The organism is Burkholderia sp. MS389 (genome assembly GCF_016899425.1).
GTDB classification, from domain to species: Bacteria; Pseudomonadota; Gammaproteobacteria; order Burkholderiales; family Burkholderiaceae; genus Burkholderia; species Burkholderia sola.
In genome coordinates this window covers 2356065-2373938 of sequence record NZ_CP045994.1, presented here as the reverse complement: position 1 = coordinate 2373938, position 17874 = coordinate 2356065, and the positions used below count along the sequence as shown (strand labels likewise).

The 17874-nt window shown below is 67.5% G+C and carries 19 protein-coding genes; 18 read left to right on the top strand and 1 reads right to left on the bottom strand.

Annotated features, from left to right (window positions below; genetic code table 11):
* Nucleotides 1–141: 141 nt before the first annotated feature.
* The 18 genes from GJG85_RS11025 to GJG85_RS10940 are packed head-to-tail and all read left to right on the top strand — an operon-like array spanning nt 142 to nt 17016.
* A complete protein-coding gene (locus tag GJG85_RS11025; RefSeq protein WP_089488582.1) occupies nt 142–837 on the top strand; it encodes a beta-ketoacyl synthase chain length factor in 696 nt (231 codons plus the stop codon).
* Nucleotides 821–1615 (top strand): lysophospholipid acyltransferase family protein, encoded by a 795-nt coding sequence (locus tag GJG85_RS11020; RefSeq protein ID WP_050012967.1) that lies wholly within the window; start codon nt 821–823, stop codon nt 1613–1615. Before GJG85_RS11025 ends, GJG85_RS11020 begins: the two co-directional genes overlap by 17 nt.
* Nucleotides 1590–1895: a phosphopantetheine-binding protein gene (locus GJG85_RS11015; protein WP_050012966.1), complete on the top strand. Its 306-nt coding sequence runs from the start codon at nt 1590–1592 to the stop codon at nt 1893–1895. Before GJG85_RS11020 ends, GJG85_RS11015 begins: the two co-directional genes overlap by 26 nt.
* Complete coding sequence (locus tag GJG85_RS11010) at nt 1892–2140, top strand: acyl carrier protein (RefSeq protein ID WP_050012965.1); 249 nt, start codon at nt 1892–1894, stop codon at nt 2138–2140. Before GJG85_RS11015 ends, GJG85_RS11010 begins: the two co-directional genes overlap by 4 nt.
* A 17-nt stretch (nt 2141–2157) precedes the next feature.
* The gene (locus GJG85_RS11005; protein WP_185731881.1) at nt 2158–2778 is read left to right on the top strand and encodes a hypothetical protein; all 621 of its coding nucleotides are present in this window, start codon (nt 2158–2160) and stop codon (nt 2776–2778) included.
* Complete coding sequence (locus GJG85_RS11000; RefSeq protein WP_124556732.1) at nt 2775–4463, top strand: AMP-binding protein; 1689 nt, start codon at nt 2775–2777, stop codon at nt 4461–4463. Before GJG85_RS11005 ends, GJG85_RS11000 begins: the two co-directional genes overlap by 4 nt.
* Complete coding sequence (locus tag GJG85_RS10995; protein WP_050012963.1) at nt 4463–6169, top strand: glycosyltransferase family 2 protein; 1707 nt, start codon at nt 4463–4465, stop codon at nt 6167–6169. Before GJG85_RS11000 ends, GJG85_RS10995 begins: the two co-directional genes overlap by 1 nt.
* Nucleotides 6156–7766 carry an aromatic amino acid ammonia-lyase gene (locus GJG85_RS10990; RefSeq protein ID WP_124631410.1) on the top strand — a complete coding sequence of 537 codons (1611 nt, stop codon included), beginning with the start codon at nt 6156–6158 and terminating at the stop codon, nt 7764–7766. The genes GJG85_RS10995 and GJG85_RS10990 overlap by 14 nt, the downstream gene beginning before the upstream one ends.
* Nucleotides 7763–8191 (top strand): thioesterase family protein, encoded by a 429-nt coding sequence (locus tag GJG85_RS10985; protein WP_050012961.1) that lies wholly within the window; start codon nt 7763–7765, stop codon nt 8189–8191. Before GJG85_RS10990 ends, GJG85_RS10985 begins: the two co-directional genes overlap by 4 nt.
* On the top strand, nt 8182–8847 hold the full coding sequence (locus tag GJG85_RS10980; RefSeq protein WP_050012960.1) for an outer membrane lipoprotein carrier protein LolA: 666 nt from the start codon (nt 8182–8184) through the stop codon (nt 8845–8847). The genes GJG85_RS10985 and GJG85_RS10980 overlap by 10 nt, the downstream gene beginning before the upstream one ends.
* Entirely contained in the window at nt 8847–11255 is a 2409-nt protein-coding gene (locus GJG85_RS10975; protein WP_124651495.1) for an MMPL family transporter, read from the top strand. The genes GJG85_RS10980 and GJG85_RS10975 overlap by 1 nt, the downstream gene beginning before the upstream one ends.
* The gene (locus GJG85_RS10970; protein WP_050012958.1) at nt 11252–12439 is read left to right on the top strand and encodes a beta-ketoacyl-[acyl-carrier-protein] synthase family protein; all 1188 of its coding nucleotides are present in this window, start codon (nt 11252–11254) and stop codon (nt 12437–12439) included. Before GJG85_RS10975 ends, GJG85_RS10970 begins: the two co-directional genes overlap by 4 nt.
* Before the next feature lies 1 nt (nt 12440).
* The gene (locus GJG85_RS10965) at nt 12441–12944 is read left to right on the top strand and encodes a hotdog family protein (protein WP_204383312.1); all 504 of its coding nucleotides are present in this window, start codon (nt 12441–12443) and stop codon (nt 12942–12944) included.
* A complete protein-coding gene (locus GJG85_RS10960) occupies nt 12941–13666 on the top strand; it encodes a 3-ketoacyl-ACP reductase FabG2 (protein ID WP_050012956.1) in 726 nt (241 codons plus the stop codon). Before GJG85_RS10965 ends, GJG85_RS10960 begins: the two co-directional genes overlap by 4 nt.
* Nucleotides 13666–14895, top strand: coding sequence for a beta-ketoacyl-ACP synthase (locus GJG85_RS10955; RefSeq protein ID WP_050012955.1), 1230 nt, complete (start codon nt 13666–13668; stop codon nt 14893–14895). The genes GJG85_RS10960 and GJG85_RS10955 overlap by 1 nt, the downstream gene beginning before the upstream one ends.
* Entirely contained in the window at nt 14892–16115 is a 1224-nt protein-coding gene (locus tag GJG85_RS10950; protein ID WP_050012954.1) for a beta-ketoacyl synthase N-terminal-like domain-containing protein, read from the top strand. The genes GJG85_RS10955 and GJG85_RS10950 overlap by 4 nt, the downstream gene beginning before the upstream one ends.
* 32 nt (nt 16116–16147) lie before the next feature.
* Nucleotides 16148–16570 carry a signal peptidase gene (locus GJG85_RS10945; RefSeq protein WP_089488579.1) on the top strand — a complete coding sequence of 141 codons (423 nt, stop codon included), beginning with the start codon at nt 16148–16150 and terminating at the stop codon, nt 16568–16570.
* Nucleotides 16571–16593: 23 nt separating this feature from the next.
* The gene (locus GJG85_RS10940) at nt 16594–17016 is read left to right on the top strand and encodes an excinuclease ABC subunit A (protein WP_089488578.1); all 423 of its coding nucleotides are present in this window, start codon (nt 16594–16596) and stop codon (nt 17014–17016) included.
* Between the two features lie 48 nt (nt 17017–17064).
* On the opposite strand, the gene GJG85_RS10935 is transcribed toward GJG85_RS10940, so the two are convergent.
* Nucleotides 17065–17784, bottom strand: coding sequence for a class I SAM-dependent methyltransferase (locus GJG85_RS10935; protein WP_050012952.1), 720 nt, complete (start codon nt 17782–17784; stop codon nt 17065–17067).
* Nucleotides 17785–17874: the final 90 nt, after the last annotated feature.

The window sequence follows — 17874 nt, the reverse complement described above, 5'->3', positions numbered from 1 at the left end:
GAGCCCATAAGTCGATGTCTCCTCCGTTGAGGCCGATATACACGACAGCGCGCTCGGCGAAAGCGGGGTGTGACAGCGCACTGGCGAGCAGCACAATAGAAAAATTACCCTCAGCGAAGTAATCTCAAAGAGAACAAAAAAATGGCCGATTTGCATTGGACCATGCCAATCGCCAGATGGACGTCGATTTCGACCGCGGGGGTGCCGGGCGTCGAAGCCCTCGATCCGATGGTGCGACGTCGCTTGAGCCGGCTGTCGCGTCTCGCGCTTCAGGTCGCCTACGACTGTGTCGGGACGGAAAATCCGGTGCGTGTGGTATTCGCATCGCGTCACGGCGAACTGGTGCGTACCAGCGGCATTCTCGCCGCCATTGGCGCCGCGGAACCTGTCTCGCCGACGGCCTTCAGTCTTTCGGTCCTCAATGCCGTTACAGGCATATTCGGAATCGCCCGGCGTGACCGGTCCGCCGCGACCGCGGTCGCGGCCGGGCATGAAACGCTCGGTTACGCGCTGCTCGAAGCTTATTCCCAATACGAAACGTCGCCGGCATCGCCGGTGTTGCTCGTCTATGCGCACGAGCCGGCCGATCCCGTCTACGGCGACGTCGATGACGACACGGAGAGCGTGGGGCTGGCGATTCTGCTCGATGCCGGCGAGCCGGCCGGTCATCTGGTCTGTGAAGTGGCGGAGGATGGCCCGAGTGAGGCGGGGGCGACCGGCGATGCGGCCGGTACGCAAAGCGCGGCGGTGCTGCGTTGTCTGTCGGCGCGCACGACGGCGTCGTGGCGCGGTCAGCACGCATCGTGGCGATGGAGCTGGCATGATCGCGCGGCTTGACTACGGCTGGCGCCTGTTCGCGACTGGCGCGAGCCTGGTTTTTTTTGCGCTGTGCGGATCGGTGTTCTCGTTGCTGGCAATCGTCGTCGGCGGGGTATGGCCGCACCGGCGCTCGCGTCAGCGCGGCGTGACACTTGTCATCCATTATTTCTTCCGCGCGCTGGTTGCATTACTGCAGCGTATCGGCGTGATGAGGCTCGAGCTGAGCGGCGTCGAGCGCCTTGCAAAAGGCGGCCCGGCAATCGTTGTCGCCAATCACCCGACCTGGCTCGACGTCATGGTGCTGCTGTCGTTGACGCCGAAGGCATGCTGCGTCGTCAAGCGCGGTCACTGGGGCAACCCGTGTTTCTGGGGCATCGTCCGTGCAGCCGAGTACGTAAGCAATGCAGATGCCACTGATCTCGTCGAGGCCGGAGCGAGGCAACTGGCGGCGGGCTACACGATGATCATCTTTCCGGAAGGGACGCGCAGCCCAGGGGGCGATCGCCTGCATGCGTTCTCGCGCGGCTTCGCGCATATGGCGCTGCAGTCGCGCACGCGGATCCAGCCGGTTCTGATCGATTGCGATCCGCCGGTATTTACCAAGACGCTTCGTTGGTATCACGTGCCGTCTCGTGCGTTTCGCATGCGCATCGACGTGCTGGAACCGATGGATCCGAACCGGCTGGCGCCGAGCGTGGCGCCGCCGTCGATTGCCGCTCGCAGCATTGCCCGCGAGGTGGAAGTACACATTACTCAACGCCTGTTTCAGCATGGATACTTTAAAACTGCAAATTAAGCAGCTTCTGATCGAGATGCTCGATCTTAGCGACATGACGGTCGACGAAATCGACGACGACGCGCCGCTATTCTCGACCGACGGGATCGGGCTCGATTCCGTTGATGCACTGGAAGTCGGCATCATGCTGCGCAAGAAGTTTCAATTGACGATCGCCGCGAACGACGAGCGCACGAAAGCGCATTTCCGGTCGATCAACACGCTGGCGGCCTTCATTGCCGATCAGCAGTCTCATCACGCATCGCAAGAAGCCGTGCTGGAAAAAGGGGCCCACTCGTGACCGACGCTGAAATCCTGGAGCGCATCCGCGCGATCTTTCATGAGAATTTCGCGATCGAGCCCGAGCGCGTGACGCCCGATACGCACCTGTTCGAGGAACTCGACCTGGACAGCATCGACGCAGTCGATCTGGCCATCAAGCTTCAGGAAATGACGGGCAAGCGCATCAAGCCCGAAGAGTTCAAGTCCGTTCGGACCGTCGGTGACGTCGTTGCCGCCGTTCACGCGCTGCTCGCGCGCGCGTGACGATAGCGGTGACGGGCATGCGGGCGACTACAGGCACGATCCTGCCGCGCTGGTCAGCGGTCGCTGCCAGGGTGGCGCTGGTCGTGGCCTATCCGCTCGTCATCCTGTTTGCGTGGCAAAGCATGTCGCCGCGTTACGTCGGTTGCCTGCTGGTTGCGTTGCTGTGGCTGCAGCGCACGATCGGCAAGGGCCCGCTGGCGCAGGCGCTCAAACGGCTCACGACGCTCGACTGGTGCGTGGCCGGTGCATTGACCGCGTTGTCGGTCGCGATTGCCGTGACCGATAGCGAGCGACTTCTTCATCTTTATCCCGCATGCGTGAGTGCCGGTTTGCTGGTCGCGTTCGGCGCCACCCTGCGGCACGGTCCGACAATGATCGAAAAATTCGCACGACTGACCTATCCCGAGCCCGGCCCGGCAATCGTCCGGTATACGCGGCGCGTCACCCAGGCGTGGTGCGCGTTCTTCATCGTCAACGGCGGTTTTTCGGTTTATACGGCGCTGTACTGGAGTCGTGAATCATGGGCGCTCTACAACGGGCTGATCGCGTACGTGCTGATCGGGATGCTGCTTGCGGGCGAGTGGCTGTGGCGCAGGTTCGTCGTCGTACCGACGCGGAAACGGGCGGGGGGCGCATGATCGCACTGCACGAGATGCTGTGTGCTGAAGTCGATAGCGGAGTGGCGGTCTGTCGCGACGGCACCGCGCTGCTGACGCTGCGGGACCTGCGGGCCCGCGTGGACGCCATCGCCCGGCTGGTGGACGCGCGCGGCGCGCGTCGGGTCGCGATCTGCACGGACGATCCGTACGCGTTCGCGTGCGCATTCTTCGCGGTCGCGGCGACCCACGGGGAAATCGTGATTCCGGCGAGCAACGCGCCAGGCTACCTCGGCGATCTGGCTCATGCATACGACCTGGTGCTGGATGCGCCGGCACTGGCCGCGTGCGAGCGCGACACGGCGGGCGAATCGGATATCACCGCCCGCCCGATCGACGCTGCCGCCGCGGTGACGCTTTATACGTCGGGCAGCAGCGGCACCGCGAAACCGGTGCGGAAGTCGCTCGCGCAGTTCGATGCCGAAGTGCGCACCCTGCAGCGCGAGTGGGGCGACCGTATCGGGGCGGCGGTGACGCTGTCGAGCGTGCCGCATCACCACATATACGGACTGCTCTTCAGGATTCTGTGGCCGCTGGCAGCGGGCCGTGCGTTCGACCGAATGCCGGTGCTCGAGCCGCTGCAACTGCAGCAGCGGCTGGCCGAATACGGTGGCGGTGTCGTGGTTTCCACGCCGTCGCAACTGATGCGCTGGCCGGCGTTACCCGGCTTTCCGATGCAGGCGCCGCCGCCATGCGCGTTCTTCTCGTCGGGCGGCCCGCTGTCGGCCGATGCAGCGATCGTCTATTCGAACGCGTTCGGCGCCGCGCCGCTGGAGATCTTCGGCAGCACCGAAACCGGCGGCATCGCGTGGCGGCGTCAGGATGTCTCGTCCGCGTGGCAGCCGCTGACGGGCGTCGACGTGCGTTGCGATGACGACGGCGTGCTGTGCGTGCGTTCCGCCCATCTCGGTCACGACCGCTGGCACCCCACCGACGACACCGCGCGCTTCGACGCGTATGGTCGCTTCGCACTCGCGGGGCGGCGCGATCGCGTCGTCAAGCTCGACGGCAAGCGTGTTTCGCTGCCCGAACTCGAGGCGCGGTTACATGCGCACGCCTACGTCGAGCAGGCGGCGGCCGTGGTGGTCGACGGCACGACCCGTGCGCACGTCGGCGTCGTCGCGGTATTGACCGCGGCGGGGCGCGACGCACTGGCGAGCGAGGGGCGACTTGCGGTTGCCACGATCTTGCGGCATGCGCTCGGTGCGTACTTCGACGCGGCCGCCTTGCCGCGCTACTGGCGATTCCCGCACACGATGCCGTTCGATGCGCGCGGCAAATTGCCGGCCGTCGCGCTGGCGGCCGCGTTCACGGCCACGCCGGAGGGTTTCGAACTGCTCGCTTCGTGGCGCAGCGACGACGCGTTGCATTACGAGCTGCGCGTGCCGGCCGCGCTCGCGCATTTCGACGGGCATTTTCCGGGGCTGCCGATCCTGCCCGGTGTCGTGCAAATCGACTGGGCCGCACGCCTCGCCGGCCGCGAAATACCGGCCGCGCGCGCCATCCGTTCCATCGAACACCTGAAATTCAAGGCGCCGGTGCCGCCGGGTGCGGTGCTGGCGTTGCGTATCGCGCACGACCCCGTACGCGGACGTGCGCGCTTCGCGTTTCGCTGCGCCGGGCGGGAATGCACGTCGGGCGTGTTGGTCTACGGCGCGGCGGAGTGATGAGCGACACCTGCATCGTCATTCCGATCTACAACCATCGCGAAGCGATCGGCGGCACGCTGGCGCGCCTCGTCGTGCACGGCCTGCCGATCCTGGTGGTCGACGACGGCAGCGACGCACCGACGCAACAGGTGCTGGCCGCGCTGGCCGCGCACTATGCGCCGTCGGTGACGCTGCTGCGGTTGCCCGTCAACGCCGGAAAGGGCGCGGCGGTCATGGAAGGATTGCGCGCCGCGCGCGCCCGCGGCTATCGGCACGCGATTCAGATCGATGCCGACGGCCAGCACGATGCCGCCGACGTGCCGACGTTCGTGGCGGCCGCGCAGGCGGCGCCGGACGCCGTGATCCTGGGCCGACCGCGTTTCGACGACAGCGTGCCGAAGGCCCGCCTGTATGGCCGCTACCTCACGCACGTGTGGGTATGGATCGAAACGCTGTCGCTCGACATCCCCGATGCGATGTGCGGGTTTCGGCTTTATCCGGTCGCTGCCGTTTGCGAACTGATCGACGCGGTATCGATGCCGACCCGAATGGCTTTCGACAGCGAAATCCTGGTCCGGCTGCACTGGCGCGGGCTGACGTTCAAGACGATCCCGACGCGCGTCGTCTACCCGGCCGACGGCGTGTCGCATTTCGACGTCTGGCGCGACAACGTGCGCATCAGCATGAGCCATGCGCGGCTCGTCGCGGGGATGCTGGCGCGCGCACCGATGCTGCTGACCCGTCGGCTCGTCGGGCGGCGCGGCGCATCGCCGGCGGCGCGCACGCGCGCGTGGTGGCGCCTGCCGGAACGCGGCAGCCGTATCGGCATGGCGTTGCTGGCGCTCAGTTGCCGCTGGTTCGGCAAGGGCTTCACGTCGCTCTGGCTGCATCCGATCGTCGGTTACTTCGTGCTGACGAATCGCACGGCGCGCACCGCGTCGCATGCCTATATCGCGCGGCTGCGCGACGCGCGAGCGGCGGACGTGCCGAAGCCGGGATGGCGCAGTGCGTACCGGCACATGCTTGCCTTCGCGCAGGCGGGATTCGACAAGTTCGTCGCATGGTCCGGCCGTCTCGACGAACTCGACGTGCGCTTCGACGATTCGTCCGCGTTCGATACGCTCGCCGCGAGCGGGCGCGGCGCGCTCGTGATCGGCGCGCACCTGGGCAACCTGGAGATGACCCGGGCGCTTGCGCTGCGCGACGCGCACACGAAGGTGACGGCGATCGTCTACACCGAGCATGCGAAGCGTTTTACCGGTGTGCTGGCCGGCGCGAATCGGGAATTCGGCAAGCAGCTCGTCGAAGTGGCGGACTTCGGGCCGGATACGGCGATGATGATGCAGTCGCGCATCGACGCGGGCGAGTTGCTCGTGATCGTCGGCGACCGCGTGCCGCCGCGCGATTCCGGCAAGACGGTCGACGCCTGTTTCCTCGACGCGACGGCGCCGTTCGCGCAGGGCCCGTACATCCTCGCGCACGCACTCGGTTGCCCGGTCTACCTGTTCTTCTGCCTGAAGGAGGGGCGCGGCTACCGGCTCTATTTCGAACCGTTCGCCGACCGGATCGAGCTGCCGCGCCGCGAGCGCGCGGGCCACGTTGCCGAATGGGCGCAGCGCTATGCCGCGCGGCTCGAACACTATTGCCGCAAGGCTCCCTATCAATGGTTCAACTTCTTCGATTTCTGGGCGCGGCCCGATGGAGGTCCGCGTGGCCGAGCATGACATGAACGACGCCGCGGCGACCGTCGCCGCGCACGCGAACCGGCCGCCCGTCGTGATCGGCGGCCGGCATCTGACGATCGAGGACGTCGTCGCGGTCGCCCGCGACGGTGCGCCGGTCGCGCTGAACGCGGCGCCCGAATGGCGCGCGCGGATCGAGCGCGGCGCAACCTGGCTGCGCGACTATCTCGCGAATGGCGGCACGCTTTACGGGGTAACGACCGGCTATGGCGACGCGTGCGTGGTCGAGGTGCCGCCGGCGCTCGTCGAAGCGCTGCCGCTGCAACTGACGCGCTATCACGGGTGCGGGATGGGCGACTGGTTCGACGCGACGCAAACGCTCTCGATCGTCGTCGCTCGGCTCAACTCGCTCGCGTTCGGCTACTCGGGCGTGCGGTTCATGTTGCTCGAACGGCTGGCCGATCTCGTGAATCACCGGATCCTGCCGCGCATTCCGTCGGAAGGCTCGGTTGGCGCCAGCGGCGACCTGACACCGCTGTCCTATGTCGCAGCGGCGCTGGTCGGCGAGCGCACCGTATCGTTCGATGGCGACGAACGGGACGCGCGCGCCGCGTGGGACGCGATCGGTCGCGCGCCGCTGTCGCTTGCACCGAAAGAAGGACTGGCCTTGATGAACGGCACGGCGGTCATGACCGGCCTGGCCTGTCTTGCCTTCGCCCGTGCCGATCACCTGACGCGGATGGCGGCCCGCCTGACCGCATTGACGACCGTCGCGCTCGACGGGCGGGCGGGGCACTTCGATGCACGATTGTTCGACGCGAAACCGCATGCGGGGCAGGCTGAGGCGGCCGCATGGATACGCGGCGATCTCGCCGGGCGCGATGAACTGCCCGGACGCCGTCTGCAGGATCGCTATTCGGTGCGGTGCGCGCCGCACGTGATCGGCGTGGCGCGCGACGCGTTGTCGTGGATGCGTCGCGACATCGAGAACGAACTGAACAGTGCGAACGACAATCCGCTGATCGATCCGGACGAAGGATGCGTGCTGCACGGTGGCAATTTCTACGGCGGTCACATCGCGTTCGCGATGGACGCGCTGAAGACCGCCGTGGCGAACCTCGCCGATCTGATGGACCGCCAGCTCGCGCTGCTGGTCGACGACAAGTTCAGCAACGGACTGCCGCGCAACCTGACCGGCGCGGCGCCGGAGCGCGTGGCGATCAACCACGGGTTCAAGGCCGTGCAGATTTCTTCTTCCGCGTGGACCGCGGAGGCGCTGAAGCATACGATGCCGGCCAGCGTGTTCTCGCGTTCGACCGAGTCGCACAATCAGGACAAGGTCAGCATGGGGACCATCGCCGCGCGTGATTGCCTGCGCGTGCTGGCGCTGACCGAACAGGTTGCCGCCGCGCATGTGCTCGCGACCGTGCAGGCCGCCCGGCTGCGTCTGCGCGACGCCCCCGGGACACAGCTTTCGCCCGCGCTGCGCGCGTTCATCGACGACGTTGGCCGCCAGTCGCCGCTGGTGGTCGAGGACCGGCCGCTCGAAGCGGAGCTGCGTGCGCTGACCGCGCGTCTTGCGGCATGCGAGCCGATCGGCGAAGCATCCGGCGGCATCCGGCGCGGGGAGGCGGCATGAACGCATCTCGTCCGCCGCTGACCGCGACGGCTCGCGTCGAGGTCCTGTTTCACGATGTCGACGCGATGAACGTCTGCTGGCACGGTCATTACCTGAAGTACTTCGAAAGCAGCCGCGCGGCGTTGCTGCGCATGATCGACTACGACTATCCGGCGATGCTGGCGTCAGGCTACCTGTGGCCGGTCGTGGAGGCACATCTGAAGTACGTTCGCCCGGCCCATTACAGCCAGCAGCTCGACGTGCGTGCGACGCTGCTCGAATTCGAGAACCGGCTGAAGATCGGTTACGAAATCGTCGATGCGGCCTCCGGTGAGCGTCTGACGAAGGGGTATACGGTGCAACTGGCGGTCGATGCGACGACGCGCGAGCTGCAGTTCGTGGCGCCGCCGGCCCTGATCGAACGGGTGCGTGCGCAATGGGCCTGAATCCGATCCGCAGACGGCTGGTGGCGATGTTCGCCGCCTGTGCGGTGCTCGCCGGCGGTGACGCGATGGCCGCTCCGGTGCCGACCCCCGCGACCCGGCCGGAGAATGCCGCGCTCGTGTCCGACATCGCGATGCGGCTGGCGCGGGTCGACGCGATACGCGCGGATTTTCGACAGACCCAGACGCTGTCGGCGATGAAGCAACCGCTCGTCAGCACCGGATCGATGTTGTTCGATCGCCGGTCGGGCGTCATCTGGCGAATCGAGACGCCCTACAAGGCCACTTATGTGATTACCGACCGCGGCGTGCGCGAGGCGGGCGCGGACGGGCGCCTCGTCGCGTCCAGTAGTGGCGGCCGTGGCGTCGCACAGGTGTCGCGCATGATGCGCGACATGCTGGGCGGCGACCTGTCCGCGCTGTACGCGCAATTCGACGTCGACGCGAGCGGCACGCCGGAGCGTTGGCGAATGGTCCTGCGGCCGAATCAGCCGCAGCTCGCCCAGGCGATCCGCATGCTCGACATGCGTGGCGGCGCCTATCTCGGCCGGCTCGACATGACGTTCGCGAACGGCAACGTGACCGTGCTCGAGTTCGGGCGGACGACGCCGGTCGACGCGCCTGCGCCTGCCGAGCGCGCGTGGCTGGAGGCGCGTTGATGGACCCGGCGCGCGACGCGATCGGCGTGGCGGGCGAACGGGCCCGGCGGCGCGTGCAGTGCGCCGCATGGCTGCTCGTCACGCTGGCGGCCGTCGCCTACATCCTGTGGCGCTTCAGCGGGCCGGCGCCGCTGCAGACGAACCTGCTAGCGTTGCTGCCGGCCACCGAGGCGAACCCGGTTGCCGAACGCGCGGTCGACATGCTGGGCGATGCGCTCGGCAATCGCACCGTCTACCTGGTGACTGACCGGGACGCCGCCCGCGCGAAAGCCGCCGCGAAGCGGTTTGGCGCGCGGCTCGGCGCGAGCGGCGCATTTCGGTCGGTGACGGTCGAGGTGCCGCCGTTCGACCTGTCGCAGATCGCGGCCACCTACCTGCCGGCCCGTTTCGGCCTGCTGACGGACGCGGATCGCCGGTCGCTCGAACAAGGCGACGCCACGCTCGGTGAACGGTTGACCCGGCGGCTCTATGCGCCGCCGGTCGATGGGCTGCAGACCGCCGTGGCCGACGATCCGTTCGGCTGGCTGCAGCACTGGCTCGGCGAACTGCCGCTCGCCGCATCGAGTCTGTCGCTCGAAGACGGGATGCTGGTGTCGCATCGCGACGGGGCAACGGGTGTGCTCGTGATGACGTCGCTGCCGGGCTCGGCCTATGAATCCAGGGTCCAGCACGCGGTGCGTATCGCGACGGCCGATGCGGAGCAAGCGCTGGCGACGGACTTTCGCGGCGTTCGTGTCGACCGGGCCGGCGCGGTGTTTTATGCGCAAGCCGCACGCGCCAGCGCGGAGCGCGACGTGCACGTGATCGGCGCCGTGTCGCTGGCGGGCATCGCGCTGCTGCTGATGAGCGTATTCCGTTCGCCGCGTCTGCTGGTGCTCGCGTTTGCGTCGACGGCATTCGGCATCGTGTGCGCGCTGGCGGCGACGCTGCTCGTATTCGGCAAGCTGCACCTGCTGACGCTGGTGTTCGGCGTGAGCCTGATCGGCGAGGCCGTCGATTATTCGATCCAGTATTTCGTCGCGTACCTGTCCGCGGGGCGGCAGTGGGACGCGCGGCGCGGCGCGGCGGCGGTGCGGCCGGCGCTCGCGGTGGCGCTGGCGACGAGCCTGCTCGGTTACGCGATCCTGATGTGGGTGCCGTTCCCGGCGCTCAAGCAGATCGCGTGCTTTGCGATCGTCGGGATCCTCTGCGCATTCGCCGCCGTGACCGGCTTCTTGCCGCTCATGCTGACGCAGGCGCCGCGGCGCGTGCCGTCCCGCGTTTTCTCGGGCGCCGCGCGCCTGCTGAGCGGATGGCAGTCGCTGCTCGCGGGCCGGCGTGCCGTGGCCGCCGCGGTGCTCGTTGCGCTGGTCGCGATTCCGGGCTGGGCGCGCTTGACGAGCGATGACGACATTCATCTGCTGGTTCAGCGCGATGCGAGTCTTGCTCGACAGGAAGGCAATATCCGGGCGGCGGTCGGACTGGCGAATACGGCACAGTTCTTCGTCATCCAGGGTGCGTCGCAGGAACAGGTACTCGAGCGCTCGGAGGCGCTGGTCGGAGCGCTCGATCGGCAGCAGCTCGGCCGCATCCAGTCGATCGCGACGTTCGTGCCGTCGGCGAAGCAGCAGGCACATGACCGCGCCGTGCTCGACACGCACGTGTTCGCCGATGTCGCCGCGCTGCGCGAGACGCTCGCGAAAGCGGGTTTCCGCGACGACGTCGCCGACGCATGGATTCAGGCGTTTTCCCGCGATGCTCGGGCGACGCTGTCGGTCGACAGCTGGCTGGCGGCACGCTGGTCGGCGCCGTTCCGGCATCTGTGGCTCGGGCGCGTCGACGGTAGCGCCGGTCCCGTCGATGCGGCACTCGCGATTCCGGAACGGGTCGATGCGACGAACGCGGCGACGTTCGCGGCCCTCGCGCGCACGCTGCCGGGCGTATCGTGGGTCGACAAGGCCGCGAGCGTGTCGAACCTGTTCGGCGCGTATCGGGTCGACAGCGGCCTGTGGTTGATCGGCGCATTGGTCGTGGTCGCCGCGCTGCTGACGTGGCGATACGGCATGCGCGGCGGCATCGCGACGACGTTGCCGGTCGTGTTCGCCATCGCGTTGACGCTCGCGGCGTTCGGCTATGCGCGGGTGCCGCTCACGCTGTTCAACTGGCTGGCACTGATGCTGGTGCTTGGCGTGGGCGCCAATTACGCCGTGTTCCTCCGCGAAGGATGCCTGCGCGACCAGGCCGGGATCGGCGCCGTATGGACCGGCGTGCTGCTGTCGGCGGCCACGACGTTGCTGTCGTTCGGCATGCTCGGCGCGAGCGCGATGCCCGCGCTGCGCAGCTTCGGCACGACGCTCGCGATCGGCATCGTATTGTCGGTGCTGTTCGCACCGCTCGCCACGCCATCCGCCAAGGAGCGTCGCGCATGAATTCGAAACAGACGCCGGTCTACCTGTCCGCGCCCGGCATGATCAACGCGCTTGGCGCAACGACCGACGAGATCGTCGCCGCATTGCGCGCGGGCGTCGCACCGGGCATGACGCCGCGTACCGACGTTCCCGCCGGCGGCTGGGTCGGGCACGTACGGTCCGCGCTCGACATCGCGCCGCCTGACGCGCTCGCGCATTTCGACTGCCGGAACAACCGGCTGCTGCTCGCCGCGCTCGCGCAGATCGAATCGTCCATCGCCGCGGCGATCGCGCGCCATGGTCCGCGCCGGGTCGGGGTCGTGATCGGCACGAGTACGTCCGGCATTCAGGCGGCGGAACAGGCGCTCGCCGAGCGTGCCGCGACCGGCACGACACCCGCCGGATTCGACTATCGACAGATGGAAATCGGCACGGCCGCGCCGTTCGTGCGGGCCGTACTCGGTGTCGGCGGGCCGGCCTATACGCTGTCGACGGCCTGCACGTCGAGCGCGAAGGCGTTCGCGGCCGCGCGCCGCCTGCTGCGGCTGAAGCTCTGCGATGCGGTCGTCGTCGGCGGTGCGGATTCGCTGTGCGAGCTCACGCTGCAGGGCTTCGCGTCGCTCGAATCGGTCAGCCCGGGCCGGACCAATCCGATGAGCCGGAACCGCTGCGGTATCACGATCGGCGAAGGCGCCGCGCTGTTCGTGATGAGCCGCGACGAAGCGGCGGTTCGCCTGGCCGGCGTCGGCGAGTCGAGCGATGCGCATCACATCTCGGCGCCGGATCCGGCGGGCCACGGCGCCGAGGACGCGTTGCGCGCCGCGCTCGCGGACGCGGGTGTGGCTGCGTCCGCGATCGGCTACGTGAACCTGCATGCGACCGCGACGCGGCTGAACGACGAGATGGAAGCGAACGTGATGGCCCGCGTGTTTCCGCACGGCGTGCCGGCGAGCGGAACCAAGCCGCTGACGGGGCACATGCTCGGCGCGGCAGGCGCGACCGAGCTGGGATTCGGCTGGCTGACATTGGCCCGCGGGATCGCGCTGCCGGCGCACGTCTGGGACGGCGAGCACGATCCGGCGCTGCCGGCACTCGACCTCGTCGACGGCGAGCGCCGTCTGGCCGGCGATGCCACCGGACGTTACGTGATGAGCAATTCGTTCGCTTTCGGCGGCAGCAATGCCAGCCTGATTCTGGGGACCTGACATGCAAGCCGGACCATTGATCGACGCGCTGCACGGCGGCGCGGATATTCCTGTCGGCGACATGCGCGACGTGCTGCCGCATCGCGGCACGATGCTGCTGCTCGACTCGATCGAGCGCTGCTCGGAAACCGGCATCGAGGTGAGCGCGATGGCGCGCCGCGATGCGTGGTACGCCGACGACAGCGGTGCGATGCCGGCGTGGATCGGCATCGAGCTGATGGCGCAGGCGATCGCCGCGCACGTCGGCCTGCTCGCCGCGCATGCGGGCGGCCGGGCGAAGCCGGGCGTATTGCTCGGCGCGAACCGCTATGTCGCGCATCGCCCCGCGTTCCGCACGGACACGACGCTGCGCATCGTCGCGCGGGAACTGTTGCGCGGCGACGAGGGGCACGGCGCGTACGAGTGCGCGATTCATGCCGACGGCGAGTGCTGCGCGGAAGCCGTCGTCAAGGTGTACCAACCGAGCGATTTTCAGACTTTTATCGAAGGGAGTTTCAATTCATGACTCGGCGAGTTCTCGTGACAGGGGCGAGCCGCGGCATCGGCCGCGCCGTGGCACTGCGCTTGGCATCCGACGGTTTCGCCGTGACGGTTCATTGCCGCACCGGCCGCGACGACGCGGAAAGCGTCGCCGCGACGATTCGCGCGCAGGGCGGCACGGCGAGCGTGCTGCAGTTCGACGTGCGCGATCGCGCGGCGTGCCGGCGTGAACTGGAGGCCGACGTCGACGCGCACGGCGCGTACTACGGGATCGTCTGCAGCGCGGGCGTGACGCGGGATGGCGCGTTTCCGGCGCTGTCCGAGGAGGACTGGGATATCGTGATCGAAACCGGGCTGGACGCGTTCTACAACGTCGTTCATCCGCTGACCATGCCGATGGTGCGTCTGCGCGGCGGCGGCCGGATCGTGACGATCGCGTCCGTGTCGGGCGTGATGGGCAATCGCGGCCAGGTCAACTACAGCGCCGCGAAGGCCGGCCTGATCGGCGCGACCAAGGCGCTGGCGGTCGAACTGGCATCGCGAAAGATCACGGTCAATTGCGTCGCGCCCGGGCTGGTCGATACCGGCATGCTCGACGACGTGCCGCTGGAACAGGCATTGAAGACGGTCCCGATGGGCCGCGTCGGCCAGCCTGACGAAGTCGCGGCGGTGGTCGGCTTCCTGATGTCGGATGCGGCGACCTACGTCACCCGACAAGTGATCGGCGTCAACGGCGGGATGGTGTGATGAAGCGAGTGGTCGTGACGGGAATGGGCGGCGTGACCGCCTTCGGTCAAAGCTGGGCGGACATCGAGGCGCGCCTGCGCGACGGGCGCAACGCGGTGCGTTACATGCCGGAATGGGACTGCTACGAAGCGCTGCATACGCGGCTCGCGTGCCCGCTGCCGGCGTTCGAGCTGCCGCGCACGTATCCGCGCAAGAAGACCCGTTCGATGGGGCCCGTATCGATGTACGCGGTGCGCGCGAGCGAACTGGCACTGGCCGATGCGGGGCTGGGCGACGACGCGTCGATCCGGGACGGCCGGATGGGCGTCGCGTACGGGTCGTCGTCGGGATCGGTCGAGCCGATCCGCGCGTTCGGCACGATGATCGAGACGGGATCGATGCGCGACGTCACGTCGAACAGCTACGTGCAGATGATGCCGCACACGACGGCAGTCAACGTCAGCCTGTTCTGGGATCTGAAAGGCCGGATCGTGCCGACGTCGTCGGCCTGCGCGTCCGGCAGCCAGGCAATCGGCTACGCGTACGAGGCGATCGCGACGGGCAAGCAGGCGCTGATGCTGGCGGGCGGCGCGGAGGAGTTGTCCGGCCCGGCGGTCGCGGTGTTCGATACGTTGTACGCGACGAGCACGCGCAACGATGCCGCGAACCTGACGCCGCGGCCGTTCGATGCCGATCGCGACGGGCTGGTGGTCGGTGAAGGCGCGGCGACGCTCGTGCTCGAGGAATACGAGCACGCGATGGCGCGCGGCGCGACGATCCATGCGGAGATCGTCGGTTTCGGCTGCAATTCCGACGGCGCGCACATCACCCAGCCGACCGCGGAGACGATGGCGGTCGCGATGCGTGTCGCGCTGCGCGATGCGGCGCTCGATGCCGATGCGATCGCCTACGTGAACGCGCACGGCACGTCGACCGACCGGGGCGACGTCGCGGAAAGTCATGCGACCGCGTCCGTATTCGGCGAACGCATGCCGATCAGCTCGCTGAAGAGCTATGTCGGGCATACGCTGGGCGCATGTGGTGCGCTCGAGGCGTGGTGGACGATCGAGATGATGAAGCGCAACTGGTATGTGCCGACGCTCAATCTCGATACGATCGATCCGGCCTGCGCGCCGCTCGACTACATCGTCGGCGACGCGCGCCGGATCGAAGCGGAATTCGTGATGAGCAACAACTTCGCGTTCGGCGGGATCAACACGTCGCTGATCTTCCGGCGGGTCGCCGCATGACGGCGCGCGTCGTCGTCACGGGGCTCGGCATCGTGTCGTGCCTCGGCAACGCGCTTGACGAAGTATCGGCCGCGCTGCGCGCCGGTCACTCGGGTGTGAGCCGCGTGGACGCATGGCGCGAGCGCGGTTTTCGCAGCCAGGTCGCCGGCGTGGCGTCGGTCGCCCCGGCAGCGCGGTTTGCCCGCAAGCACGAACGCTTCATGGGTGACACGGCGCGCTTTGCCGCGCATGCGGCCGCGTCGGCGCTCGACGATGCGTGCCTCGCTGCCGACGTGCTCCGTTCGCCGCGCGTGGGCGCGATCGTCGGGTCCGGCATCGGATCGATGGCCGACTACGACGACGCGATGACGATCGCGCAGCATCGCGGCATCGACAAGACGCCGCCCTATGTCGTGCCGAAGGCGATGAGCAGCACGGCGTCGGCATGCGTCGCGCAGGTGTTCGGCATCGAGGGCGTGTCGTACTCGCCGTCGTCCGCGTGCACGAGCGGGGCGCTCGCGATCGGGCAAGCGGCGCAATTGATCCGCTCCGGGTGCCAGGACATCGTGCTGGCCGGTGGAAGCGAGGCGCTGCACGACAACATGACGTTGATGTTCGACGCGATGGGCGTGTTGTCCAGCGGTTTCAACGACACGCCGGACCGCGCGTCGCGTCCGTATGCGCTTGACAGGGATGGTTTCGTGATCGCGTCCGGCGCCGGCATTCTGGTGCTCGAATCGCTCGAGCATGCACGCGCGCGCGGCGCGCGAATTCATGCGGAGATCAGCGGATTCGGCCAATGCACGGACAACGCCGGCATGGCGATGCCGCATGCGCCGGGGATGGCGCGCGCGATGCGTGGCGCGCTCGAACATGGCGGCGAACGGCGTCCGGACTACGTCAATACGCACGCGCCGTCGACGCAGCGCGGCGACGTCGAGGAACTGAAAGCGCTCGGCGACGTATTCGGCGGCGACGTGCCGGCGTTCTCGTCGACGAAGGGAATGACGGGGCATCCGCTCGGCGCGAGCGGTGCGCATGAAGCGATCTATACGATCCTGATGATGCGCGACGGCTTCGTCGCGGGCTCGGCCGTCGGCGATGTGCCCGATCCCGCGATAGCCGGCATGCCGCTCGTGCGCGACGCGCGCGAATTCGCGATCGAACGCGCGCTGTCGGTTTCGTTCGGATTCGGCGGCAGCTGTGCAAGTGTGTTGTTGGACGCCTGGAAGGGCGATTGAAGTGAACTTACTGAGCTGAGAGGACGATAACAATGAAGCACACACGACATCTGGCCGGCATGTTGGTCGCGACATCGTTGCTGACCGGGTGCGGCACCGTGGTGCGTTCGCTGCCTCTGCCGGCAGCGGCAACGGCACCGGACACGAGCGGCGTCGCGATTTATTTCGGTGCGCAGCCGCATCCGGAGGTCAAGACCAGCATCGGTCCGCGTTCGGAATCGGTGCGCGTGCGCCGGGTCGAAAGCGAGCAGCCGACGTGCGAGCAAGCGCTGGCGGAAGCGCTGAACCGTCTTCGCATCTATGCGAAGCATCACGGCGGGAATGCGGTCATCAACGTGACGACGCGCTTCCATGAAAAAAGCTCGAATTCGACGACCGAATATACGTGTGGCGTGAGCGGCAGTGCGGGCGCGATTGCCGTGTCGGGCGACGTCGTGCAGTTGAATGCTCAATGACGGGGGCACACGTGAAATATCGCATGGCACTGGCATTGATCGGCGCGACGTTCGCGGCTTCGGCCGCCTACGCACGGGATACGATCCGCGACTATCCGATCGACAGCGCGTTGAAGAGCGAGGAAGGCAAGCTCGACGACGGCGTCGCGCTCTATTTCGGCGATCAGCCGCATCCGCGCGTGATGAAGTCGTACGGGACGTTCGCGACCAACAAGAAGACCAACGCGTTCGGCAAGAGCGACGAGGCGGCGTGTCAGCATGTATTCCTGTCGGCCGTGATCGAGCTTCAGGCGCGCGCGCGCAAGGAGGGCGGCAATGCGGTGGTCGGCATCAAGAGCAATTACCGCAACGTGTCGCGCTCCAGCCCGAGCGAGTACACGTGCGGTGCCGGCGCGGTGGTTGCCGGCGCGGCGCTGACGGGCGAGGTCGTGACGTTGAAGCAGTAACCGGCACCGGCCGGTAGCAGGGGGCCGCCGAACGGCGGCCTTGCTGGCTCAGGCAGGCTTGCGCGCGGCGACGTTGACGAGCGTTTCGCGGCGCTTGCCGGGTTTCGGTGCGTACAGGCCGATGCGCTCGAGGAGTCCGAAGTCTTTCGCGCGGCTCCACCACAGATAGGGGAACGACACGTTGCGGGTGTCGAAACCGAACCCGGCGTCGCGTAGCATGGCAAGGTAGCCGTCGGCGCTTTTCTGAACCTCCATCGGGTGGCGGAACAGCAGCCGGATCACCCACGACTTGATGTACGCGTCGGTCGATTCGGCGAACAGCAGCAGTCCGCCGGGTTTCAGCACGCGGCGAAACTCGGCCAGCGCATGGTCCTGATCGACGAGATGGTGAAAGGTCTGATGGCAGAACACGATGTCGACGCTCGCATCGGCAAGCGGAATCTGCGTGCAGTCGGCATGCCGCAGTTCGACGGGCGTGGCGCAGCGATGCGCCGCTTCCGACGCATGCGCGAGCGAGTCGTCGTGGCAGTCGATACCGATGATCCTGGCGGGTGCGAACGCTTCGCTCAGCAGGCGAAACGACTTGCCCTGACCGCATCCTGCGTCGAGGAGGACGGGGGCCGACGGCAGCGGCGCCGCGATGAGCCGCTTCAGATCGTCGATCGCAACCTTGAGCACGTGATGTTCCCACGTATGCGTGCGAAGAAACCAGATGCCGAACCGGGTTTCGGGAACATAGGCGGGCGCGTGCGTGCGGGAGGACGTCATGGGTCTCTCATCGATCTTGGATTTGTTGAGCGCCTATTGTAGTTGGCAACGCCGGATCGTGGCGTCAGAAACATAAGATACCCAATCAAT